Raw genomic sequence first — 10325 nt, 5'->3', positions numbered from 1 at the left:
AGTACCAGCGTACGGCCCACAGAATGATGTCACGCTGAAAATGCCGGCCTTTGAATGGGTTCATGTGCAGCTCCATCAGCAAAAGGGGATGATAAGTTTATCACCACCGACTATTTGCAACAGTGCCATCGCGAGTGGGTCAGGGTGGGACGGCTTAAAAACCCTTGTTGCAATGGCAACCAGGCTGACCGCCACCATGGCCGACGATCCGCTCAATCATGTGCTCGACGGTTATCACCGCTTCCGCCGATACGCTCCACGCATGTTGCGCCTGCTCGATCTGCGAGCTGCGCCCGTTGCACTGCCGCTTCTGGAAGCGGTGACGGCCCTTCGTACCGGTTTGAACGATGCCGCGATGACCAGCTTCTTGCGGCCCAGCTCGAAATGGCATCGCCACCTTCGGGCCCAGAGGGCTGGCGACGCTCGCCTATGGGAGATCGCGGTGCTGTTCCATCTGCGCGATGCGTTCCGCTCCGGAGATGTCTGGCTTACTAGGTCCCGGCGCTATGGCGATCTGAAACACGCACTCGTTCCGGCACAATCCATCGCGGAAGGCGGTCGTCTCGCTGTGCCATTGCGGCCGGAGGAATGGCTGGCAGACCGGCAAGCTCGCCTCGACATGCGGTTGCGCGAGCTTGGCCGTGCCGCTCGCGCAGGCACGATCCCGGGCGGGTCGATTGAAAACGGCGTTCTGCATATCGAGAAACTCGAAGCCGCCGCGCCGACAGGCGCCGAAGATCTGGTGCTCGATCTCTACAAGCAGATCCCGCCCACGCGCATCACCGATCTCCTGCTGGAGGTGGATGCGGCGACCGGCTTCACCGAAGCGTTCACCCATCTGCGCACAGGAGCACCCTGCGCTGACCGGATCGGGCTAATGAACGTTATCTTGGCGGAAGGGATCAACCTCGGCTTGCGCAAAATGGCGGATGCGACAAACACCCACACCTTCTGGGAATTGATCCGCATTGGACGGTGGCATGTCGAGGGCGAAGCCTATGACCGGGCGCTGGCCATGGTGGTCGAGGCACAGGCAGCGTTACCCATGGCCCGGTTCTGGGGCATGGGCACATCGGCTTCGAGCGACGGACAGTTCTTCGTCGCTACAGAGCAAGGTGAGGCCATGAACCTGGTCAACGCGAAATATGGCAATACCCCGGGCCTGAAAGCCTATAGCCACGTCTCCGACCAATATGCGCCGTTCGCAACCCAGGTGATTCCTGCAACGGCAAGCGAAGCGCCTTACATCCTCGATGGCCTGCTGATGAACGATGCTGGACGCCATATCCGCGAGCAGTTCACCGACACGGGCGGCTTCACCGATCACGTCTTTGCCGCATGTGCCATTCTCGGCTACCGGTTCGCTCCGCGCATCCGCGACCTGCCATCCAAACGGCTCTACGCGTTCAATCCGTCGGCCGCCCCGGCGCACCTGCGAGCGTTGATCGGCGGAAAGGTCAACCAAGCCATGATCGAGCGCAATTGGCCCGACATCCTGCGCATCGCCGCCACCATTGCTGCCGGGACCGTCGCGCCAAGCCAGATTCTGCGGAAACTCGCCTCCTATCCGCGGCAGAACGAGCTCGCGACAGCCCTGCGGGAAGTCGGTCGCGTCGAGCGCACCCTGTTCATGATCGACTGGATTCTGGATGCCGAACTCCAACGGCGTGCCCAGATCGGGCTCAACAAAGGCGAAGCTCATCATGCGCTGAAGCGGGCAATCAGCTTCCACCGCCGCGGTGAAATCCGCGACCGTTCCGCCGAAGGCCAGCATTACCGCATCGCCGGCATGAATCTGCTCGCCGCCATCATCATCTTCTGGAACACCATGAAGCTCGGCGAGGTCGTTGCAAACCAGAAACGCGATGGAAAGCTGCTATCGCCCGATCTCTTGGCCCATGTTTCGCCGCTCGGATGGGAACACATCAATCTCACCGGAGAATATCGCTGGCCAAAGCCTTAGCGTAGGATTCCGCCCCCTCCCGCAAACGACCCCATTTTGTGATTTTGAATTAGATAATAATAAGTGATCGGCTTTGCTAATTGATGTTTTTGCTGTTGTCAGCTTAAAAGCTGAACAAGATTAAATAATGGAAATTTGATATGAATATGCGCATTCGTTTGATTGCAGGCGCAATCACCGCACTCATCGTGGGCTTTGGTTTTATGGCCTATGATAAATATACAGGCCGTGAATGGGTCGTCTCACCTGATCAGATTGAAGCGGCTCAAAGCAGTGGTAAAGCGGGTGTGGAAACACGTCCGGGCACGGTTGCGGTACGTGCAATCCGCAGCGAAGATGCGGATATACTGCCATTTAAATGGCTTGGTTATGGTTTGGTTGCAGGGTTCTTTGTCGTCTATTCAACACGCAAACCAAAAGCTGCACCAAAAGCATAATCTTTAAGTTAATCATTTTAAAAGCCTCGCTTTGCGGGGCTTTTTTATGTTGCATCTGCTAAGTTATTTTGTGGCTTTCTTCATTTCCAGACCGGAAATTAAAGCATCCAATCCATATTCAAAGGCAAAATCGGCACCTTCCGCATCGAATGTATCAAAGGCATGAGATAGAAACTGTGATGGCTGTGCAGGGGCTTCTTTTGAGGCTTGTTTGCGTTCAGAACTATCTTCGAGGGCTGCTTGCTGCTCACTGACAGAGCCCGTCGTATAATGACTGACAATCACTAATGCCCGTACGGCATCGGGCTGTTCAAATCCGCTCTCACATAAAAATCTGATCTGTTTTTCCACGCGCTCATATTGCGCACTGGTTGGGCGTGTGCCCGCATGAATGCGTGCGCCATCACGATAAGAAAGCAGTGCGCTACGAAAGCTGAGTGCATTTTCTTTTAAAAAGACACGCCAGTCTTCTCCTGTCTGAGGCACGGTGCGGGTGTGATTTTTTTCTAACATGGCTTCAGATAAGGCATCAAGCAGGGCGCGCTTATTGCGAAAATGCCAATAAAGAGCAGGTTGCTGCACCTTCAGGCGCTCGGCCAATTTTCGCGTTGTTAAATTGTCAACACCGACTTCGTTGAGAAGTTCAAGTGCAGCCTGAATAACGGTCTCACGATCCAATTTGGTCATTTTATTGCATTACCTCTTGACAATTTATCGTTGATAAAGTTTATTATCGCCAACTTATCAATGATAAATAAAAGTCACATCTATGTCAAAATCACTTATAACCGCACTCATTGTTGTCGCGCTTGATGCGATTGGTTTGGGATTAATCATGCCGGTGGTTCCGGCTTTATTAAATGAATTTGTACCGGCAGAGCAAACAGCATTTCACTATGGTGTTTTTTTATCGCTTTATGCGTTTATGCAGGTCTTTTGCGCGCCCGTTTTAGGGCGGTTATCTGACCGCTATGGACGGCGGATTATTTTGCTGGTTTCATTTTTAGGTGCCACGATTGATTATAGCATAATGGCGGCAGCGCCTGTTTTATGGGTGCTTTATATCGGCCGGATTATCTCAGGTGTTACCGGAGCAACTGGTGCAATCGCGGCATCAATTATCGCTGATACAACTAAACAGGAAGAACGTGCGCGTTGGTTTGGTTTTATGGGGGCGTGTTTTGGTGCAGGTATGATTGCAGGGCCTGCTATTGGCGGTGTTCTTGGTGATATATCTGTGCATGCGCCCTTTGTGGCAGGGGCTCTTCTCAATGCAATTGCCTTTTGTTTGGTGGCTTTCTTGTTGCCCAAAACGCCGTCACAACCGCCTGAAGGACAGCCAGCCAAAATCAATTTGTTTGAAGGCTTTCGCTTCAATTTTGCAGTTCAGGGACTTGCCAGCTTTTTTGCGTTGTTTTTTCTTATGCAGCTGATTGGGCAGGCGCCCGCCGCTTTGTGGGTGATTTATGGCGAACAGCGCTTGAATTGGGATATTGGCACAGCAGGTGTGTCGCTGGCCGTTTTTGGTGCAGCACATACATTCGTACAAGCTGTTTTAACCGGCACTCTTTCAAAGCGACTGGGTGACCGCGGTGTGTTGCTGCTTGGAATGGGCGCTGATATGTGCGGGTTTTTATTGCTGGCTTTTATCACGCAAAGCTGGATGGTTCTGCCGGCAATTTTTATGCTGGCCACAGGCGGCATTGGTATGCCTGCTTTGCAGGCCATTATTTCAGGTCTTGTTTGCGATGAAAAACAAGGTGCTTTACAGGGAACTTTAACGGGGTTGACGAATATAACCTCGATTATCGGGCCGGTCGGATTTACGACGCTTTATGGCTTAACCGCGGGGCAGTGGGATGGTTGGGTTTGGCTCGTCGCAGCAAGCCTTTATCTTATTGCTATACCATTATTGCGCCAGTCAGCCAGTTTATTGCGATCTTAAAATCTTGGCGGGAGATCAAGCAATCCCGCCAATAAAACCGCTGAGTTCATCAAGACGCACCATTGCCATGCGCATGGTGCCACGGCAATTTTGAGCTTTGCAGCGTGCGCGTCGTTCAACTTCGTCCAAATATAATTGCTCGTGTCCTCGAATTGAGCTGATCATTGCCTTATTGATATAAACAAGGCGGTTACATTTCTTGCAGGTCATTTCTAATCTTTGATGGTCTGCAAGATCACTGGCTTTATAGCGGGTTTTCCAGTTTCCGGGTGGGGATGCCATTTTCATCACCAGAAGTCTTCAGGTGAGGGAATACGGACATAGCTGATTTTACCGCCCACATGGGGTCGTTTGCGGGAGAGGGCGAAATCCTACGCTAAGGCTTTGGCCAACGATATTCTCCGGTAAGATTGATGTGTTCCCAGGGGATAGGAGAAGTCGCTTGATATCTAGTATGACGTCTGTCGCACCTGCTTGATCGCGGCCGCGATAGCTAGATCGCGTTGCTCCTCTTCTCCATCCGCGTTCCAAGCTGCGGAAAGGCACCCATAAGCGTACGCCTGGTCGAGCAGGCGACGCGGATCGACGTCCAGCGCACGAGAGAATGCGTCCGCCATCTGTGCAATGCGTCTAGGATCGAGACAAAGGTCGTCTCTGTCAGCCGGATCGTAGAACATATTGGCGGCGCCAAAGCCCACTTCACCGACCAGACCGACGGGATCTATCACCAGCCAGCCGCGACTGGAGAACATGATGTTTTCATGATGCAGATCGCCATGTAGCCCACGCAGTTCCGAGGCATTGCTCATCATTTGATCGGCTATAATCGCCGCGTGGACGTAGTCAGTTTGACAACCTGCGTTTTGATCATCGCGCGCCCGCTGAAACAAAGCTGCAAAGCGATCCCGGATCGGGAGAAGGGCAGAAGGCAGGGGTTCCTCAGATGCGGCATACAGCTTCGCCATTAGTTCCGCTGCAATTTCGGTCGCCTGGTAGTCGCCGTGCTCGGCAACGATGTGAGAGAGCATTCGCTCCCCGGCATATTCGAGCAACATCAGATTGTTCTCACGACCGAGCAACCGGACTGCTCCCCTCCCATTGCGCCATACCAGATAGTCGGCCCCGCGCAGTTCATCAGCAATGTCTTCTATAGGTTTCAATCCCTTGACGATTGCAGGAGTCCCGTCTGGCAATGAAACTTTCCAAACGAGGCTGGAAAAGGTGTCCGCAATGAGAACAGGTTGCGAAACGTGCCAATGAGCAGGAAAAACAGGCGGCATGAACATCAACCCCAAGTCAGAGGGTCCAATCGCAGATAGAAGGCAAGGCGTTCGCGGTCGGGGGCTTCGATCCCCAATACATTGAATAGGACAGCGAAGGCGCGCTCTGCTTCATCTGGCGCTGCCCAGTTCTCTTCGGCGTTAGCAATCATGAGTGCCAAATCGGCATAGCGATCTGCTGTTCCGAGCCGCCCAAGGTCGATCAGACCCGTGCATTGAAGAGTTTTAGGGTCCACCATGAAGTTCGGCATGCAGGGATCACCATGGCAAACAACCATATCGGTGCGCTCTTGGTCGAGCCGCACCGGTAGCTCTCGTTCGACACGAGCCAAAAGATCGAGCTGCGGCGTACTCTTGTCCTCGTCCGGTAAGAAGTCGGGATTGACGGCATTGCGGGACACCACATCAACGGCGCGTCCGAACATTCGCGACAGCCTGCGCTCAAACGGACATTGATCAACCGATAGGCTGTGAACAGCGCCAAGTTGCTGCCCCATTGACGGCCACGCTTTGAGCAAATCCGCTCCAGACAGATCAGCCGCCGGTACTCCCGGAATTGCCGTTATCACCAAGCATGCACCCTCCTGTTCCTCCTGCCAGTTGATCACCTCGGGGCAAGCCACACCTCGACCTTTGAGCCAAATGAGGCGGTCACGCTCTCCAGCGAGCTCACCGCGGCGGGAAGCAGGTGCGATTTTCGCGAAGGCATGCCCGTCACCACGTCGAAAAACAAAATCACCAGATTCTCCGCCTCTGACAGGCAACCAGTCAGAATGCGATTCACCAAAAAAAATATTAGTTCGATTCAATGGAGGTTCCTTCAGTTTTCTGATGAAGCGCGGAGGTGGCTCATTTGTCTTTTCTCAACAACAACAAAATAATTTTATGGGGTAAAGGGGTATCCCCTTTCGGACTTCCAAACTTAATGAAATTAGTTTGGTAAAGTGCCCCATTCTGGAAAACCATTATAGCTTAGGAAGGCATTGAATCTCAATGGCAGGTATCCTATGCTTGAATGGTTTTTTAGGTATGGGAATTACAATGACAAATGAATCTTTAGAACAGAGAATTGCTAAGCAGGAAGAACGCTTAAAGCAACAGGAAGAACGCTTAAAGCAGCTTAAAGCTCAAAAGCAGGCTAAAGACGCTCGTGAAAAGGCAAAACAGAAAGAACAAAATCGAAAAAACGATACCAGACGTAAAATTTTACGGCACTGTTGCAAATAGAGATTTGAGTCGATGAAGTTCCCTTTAAAAAGTGCTTAGAGACCGAAAACCCTGTTGATTAGACACACTTCACCCTGAGGCTGACCATAATAAAATGACGATGCTTGTCCTTTACGTAGTGCACGCATGACTTCAATACCTTTAATTGTGGCATAAGCCGTCTTCATAGATTTGAATCCTAATGTGGCCCTGATGATCCGCTTTAACTTACCATGATCACATTCAATGACATTATTTTTATACTTAATCTGCCTGTGTTCAAGGTCTGGTGGACATTTTCCTTCTCGCTTTAATCGTGATAAAGCATGCCCATAGGTCGCTGCTTTATCTGTATTGATGACCCGTGGAATTTGCCATTTTTTCACCGTATTGAATATCTTTCCTAGAAAACTATAGGCTGATTTACTGTTCCGCCTAGCGGAAAGGTAAAAGTCAATCGTATGACCACGTTGATCAACTGCACGATACAGGTAAGTCCATCGCCCCTTCACTTTGATATAAGTCTCATCCATATGCCATGAATGTAAATCTGTAGGATTACGCCAATACCAGCGTAAGCGTTTTTCCATTTCTGGAGCATAACGCTGAACCCAACGATAAATTGTACTGTGATCCACATTTATGCCTCGTTCAGCGAGCATTTCTTGAAGTTCACGATAGCTGATGCCATATTTACAATACCAACGAACAGCCCAAAGAATGATTTCACCTTGAAAGTGCCGACCATGGAAGGGATTCATCTGCTGTATCTCGAAATAAATAAGATATTTAGCTTATCACGTCAGCCTATTTGCAACAGTGCCCAAAATATCCTTATCAAGTGGTGGTGCATAACAAACCTGCTTTAGATGGTGGCGAACAACCCCATGCCCATTTGATGTTTAGTGAGCGATTAAATGATGGTATTGCTCGCCCTTTTGATCGCTTCTTCAAGCGTCATAACTCCAAGGATCCTGCTAAGAGCGGGGCGAAAAAAGACAACACAGGATTAGCCCCTGCTGAGCGTAGAACGCTGTTAAAAGCCCAACGTGAACGTTGGGGTGAGTTAGTGAATCATCACTTGCTAGAACATGGCTTTGAGCCTGTGGTAGATATGCGGAACTGGAAACAGCGTGGGCTTGATAGTAAACCTAATAATTATACTATGAAGCAGATGAATAATCCTGATTTCAAAGAAGCTTATAGTGAGATGGTAACGACTAGGCGAGAATTAAGTGAAATTGAGCCTTTGGCGGATAGCGATCTATCAGTTGCTCCAAAATCTCAACCCGTGCCAAGAAATAGCTATCCTAGACCTTTCTAAATATTGCTAATTGGGGGCAGCACAGAATTCGGAGAAAATAGCACGCTAAGGAATTTTGTGGACTAATTAATTTATTAAAATCAGAGATTTATATTTTTATGCTTTGCCTGTCTTCTAGAGATTGGCAACATGCAATTTAATTGAAAATTTTAACGAAGTTTTTAAATAACAACTACATAGAAGTAAACAAATGTACTTACCGCCCTATAATTTCCGTTTTCTGTGCTGACCCCTATATTCGAGTATTTAGACGGGAACGAAGAAGACTATGATTTCTCAAGATAGCGAGAAAAACTGACTACCTAGAATAGTCTGTTATAGGCGGTTTTCTTATAACGGTCTGTTCTAGGTAGTCTATTAATAGGTCTAAGGGGCTTTTTAGGTGGTTCCGCTAGGGTATACTGAAAATAAACTTGTCCTGTACCTGATTCCAGTAAAACACTCTCCGAAAATATCGAGACGATTCACGGTTGGTTACAGATAGTTTGGGTGTTATTTTTATCTCTATGCTTGATAGGCTTTATGAGCTTACCACAAATAATTTTTCATTCGGTCAGTCCTCGCTTTCATCCGACCAATTTTGACTCAACTCACTCACCAAACGACTCTCATCGCATTTAAAATCAATATAGTGATAGGTATTGGCAGGCAATAGCCAATCCTGCCCTGTCAGTGGACATTTTTGTTCCATATCTTCTGCCTGTGTCCAATCACGGTAATTCATTAGAAAATAATAGGTGGGTACACCTGTGCTTTGTTCAATGATACGGCACAATTCTCGACCTATTTTGCTATGCTCAGAATTGGGATTTTGCATTTGCTCTAAGGCAAAGGCTTCACTTACTGGTTGAGAACCAAGCCACAAACGATATAACGCTTCAGCCTGACGATACCATGACCACACATTATCATAACAAGGGTGATCAGGTTGGGTATATGGGATTTTATATAGAGGAATGCCTTGTAAGGTTACTCCATCTAGTAAAGGCGAACTCCAGCCCCAACGCAACATGTAAAATTCAGATTGCGTTGGTACGGCATAACGGGGAAGAGGATAGTCATGGTCTTCTCCGATATACAAGGTTTGAATGGGTTTACCTGCTAACTGTTCGATTTTATTGTGCATTTCTTGGGCATAGCTGTTCATATTTTTACGGTCAAGGGCATCCATTTCAGGACACACCACAGTCACGCGAGTAATATCATTTTGGCTAACAGCTAAATGATGGTTACGGGGTAATATTTGTCCGTTGCCTTCTAAATTTCCTAAATAACAAAATACATCATGGTCGTGGCTATCATCATCTTCAGCGATACCTGTATATTGGGGTATGATAATATCAAAGGCGTGCATTTTTATATCTCATGCTTAATTTATATTAAATATATTTGGGGATGTTGCTGTTGAAATTGGTTAAAGTGCTGTCTTGTAGTGTCAATTTAACCTATACCGTCAATGCCGTACACTCTAAATATTAATAATACTTAAACTACTTGATATTATAACTATAATTTTTCTTATCATATTTACCGAAATAAGGAACAGCTACATCCTTATGCACTGTATTATTACTATCAGTATATGTAATTACTATAGAGTCTTCGGTGTCAGAATATTTTATAGGATACTTAAATGATTGATTAGGAGATAAATTACCTATATTTTCTGATTTATTAGTGGTTTTATAAGTTAAATTAACCTTAGTTATATCTTCGGAGGTTTTGTTATTTATAATTAGCATCCCTTCTGATTCACTTTGACTGGAACAAGCCACAGTAATTAATGCACTTAAGCTAATTACATACAGTTTTCTTATTGAGATCTTCACGAGCCAAACCTTTAGTTATTTTATTTAATACAAAATAATTCTATGCAAGAAATGCCACTCTCAACTTCTTAAGCCTATTGGAATGGCTGTATTACAAGAATTGTAAGTTTAATATTGAAAGTCTAACCTTCGTAAAATAAATGATTTAGCGAAAAAAAGTTGAGAGTTAAGCATAAAATGGAATCTTATTTTTCACCAAAGGAATTAGAAGATGTGTAAGCGTCCGCTGAACACACCTTATGAATTCATCCTATAAGCCTTAATTTAGTCCCCACTTAAAAACAAGTGGGGACTTAAATTTATGACTACAAATAATCAGACATCCATCGCATCTCTTGCGA

Annotated in this window: 11 protein-coding genes and 1 pseudogene; 5 read left to right on the top strand and 7 right to left on the bottom strand. The window is 47.6% G+C overall.

All coding sequences use genetic code 11. From position 1 onward, the window contains the following. The coding region (locus FTT94_RS15570) for a Tn3 family transposase (RefSeq protein ID WP_373682959.1) at positions 1-1963 on the top strand (1963 nt) is incomplete at its 5' end. Between the two features lie 140 nt (positions 1964-2103). Then, positions 2104-2400: a hypothetical protein gene (locus FTT94_RS15565; protein WP_044501921.1), complete on the top strand. Its 297-nt coding sequence runs from the start codon at positions 2104-2106 to the stop codon at positions 2398-2400. Between the two features lie 63 nt (positions 2401-2463). Here the strand turns inward: FTT94_RS15565 and tetR(Y) are convergent, their stop codons facing one another. After that, positions 2464-3087 (bottom strand): tetracycline resistance transcriptional repressor TetR(Y), encoded by a 624-nt coding sequence (gene tetR(Y), locus FTT94_RS15560; protein ID WP_011931118.1) that lies wholly within the window; start codon positions 3085-3087, stop codon positions 2464-2466. 82 nt (positions 3088-3169) lie between these two features. Between tetR(Y) and tet(Y) the strand changes: the two genes are divergently transcribed. Further along, on the top strand, positions 3170-4345 hold the full coding sequence (gene tet(Y), locus FTT94_RS15555) for a tetracycline efflux MFS transporter Tet(Y) (protein ID WP_011931119.1): 1176 nt from the start codon (positions 3170-3172) through the stop codon (positions 4343-4345). A 15-nt stretch (positions 4346-4360) separates the two neighbouring features. Here tet(Y) and FTT94_RS15550 read toward each other — a convergent pair whose 3' ends face one another. The 3 genes from FTT94_RS15550 to aph(3'')-Ib form a co-directional block, all read right to left on the bottom strand. Continuing rightward, positions 4361-4627, bottom strand: coding sequence for a hypothetical protein (locus FTT94_RS15550; RefSeq protein WP_052928020.1), 267 nt, complete (start codon positions 4625-4627; stop codon positions 4361-4363). Between the two features lie 167 nt (positions 4628-4794). Then, entirely contained in the window at positions 4795-5631 is an 837-nt protein-coding gene (locus tag FTT94_RS15545; RefSeq protein ID WP_000480968.1) for an aminoglycoside O-phosphotransferase APH(6)-Id, read from the bottom strand. Beyond that, entirely contained in the window at positions 5631-6434 is an 804-nt protein-coding gene (gene aph(3'')-Ib, locus FTT94_RS15540; RefSeq protein ID WP_001082319.1) for an aminoglycoside O-phosphotransferase APH(3'')-Ib, read from the bottom strand. The genes FTT94_RS15545 and aph(3'')-Ib overlap by 1 nt, the downstream gene beginning before the upstream one ends. A gap of 232 nt (positions 6435-6666) precedes the next feature. Between aph(3'')-Ib and FTT94_RS15535 the strand changes: the two are divergent. Then, positions 6667-6834, top strand: a pseudogene (locus FTT94_RS15535) (mobilization protein); the annotation flags it as partial. Positions 6835-6887: 53 nt separating this feature from the next. Here the strand turns inward: FTT94_RS15535 and FTT94_RS15530 are convergent. Then, entirely contained in the window at positions 6888-7592 is a 705-nt protein-coding gene (locus tag FTT94_RS15530; RefSeq protein ID WP_019383621.1) for an IS6 family transposase, read from the bottom strand. A 50-nt stretch (positions 7593-7642) separates the two neighbouring features. Between FTT94_RS15530 and FTT94_RS15525 the strand changes: the two genes are divergently transcribed. Further along, on the top strand, positions 7643-8155 hold the full coding sequence (locus FTT94_RS15525) for a MobA/MobL family protein (protein WP_218947230.1): 513 nt from the start codon (positions 7643-7645) through the stop codon (positions 8153-8155). Positions 8156-8708: 553 nt separating this feature from the next. Here FTT94_RS15525 and FTT94_RS15520 read toward each other — a convergent pair. Both FTT94_RS15520 and FTT94_RS15515 read right to left on the bottom strand, forming a co-directional pair. Beyond that, complete coding sequence (locus FTT94_RS15520) at positions 8709-9509, bottom strand: DUF2310 family Zn-ribbon-containing protein (RefSeq protein ID WP_114237944.1); 801 nt, start codon at positions 9507-9509, stop codon at positions 8709-8711. A gap of 136 nt (positions 9510-9645) precedes the next feature. Then, positions 9646-9984, bottom strand: coding sequence for a hypothetical protein (locus FTT94_RS15515; RefSeq protein ID WP_114237945.1), 339 nt, complete (start codon positions 9982-9984; stop codon positions 9646-9648). Positions 9985-10325: the final 341 nt, after the last annotated feature.

The sequence above is a fragment of the Acinetobacter sp. YH12027 genome (genome assembly GCF_013420085.1).
GTDB lineage: Bacteria > Pseudomonadota > Gammaproteobacteria > Pseudomonadales > Moraxellaceae > Acinetobacter > Acinetobacter amyesii.
This window is presented reverse-complemented; position numbering and strand designations above follow the sequence as displayed.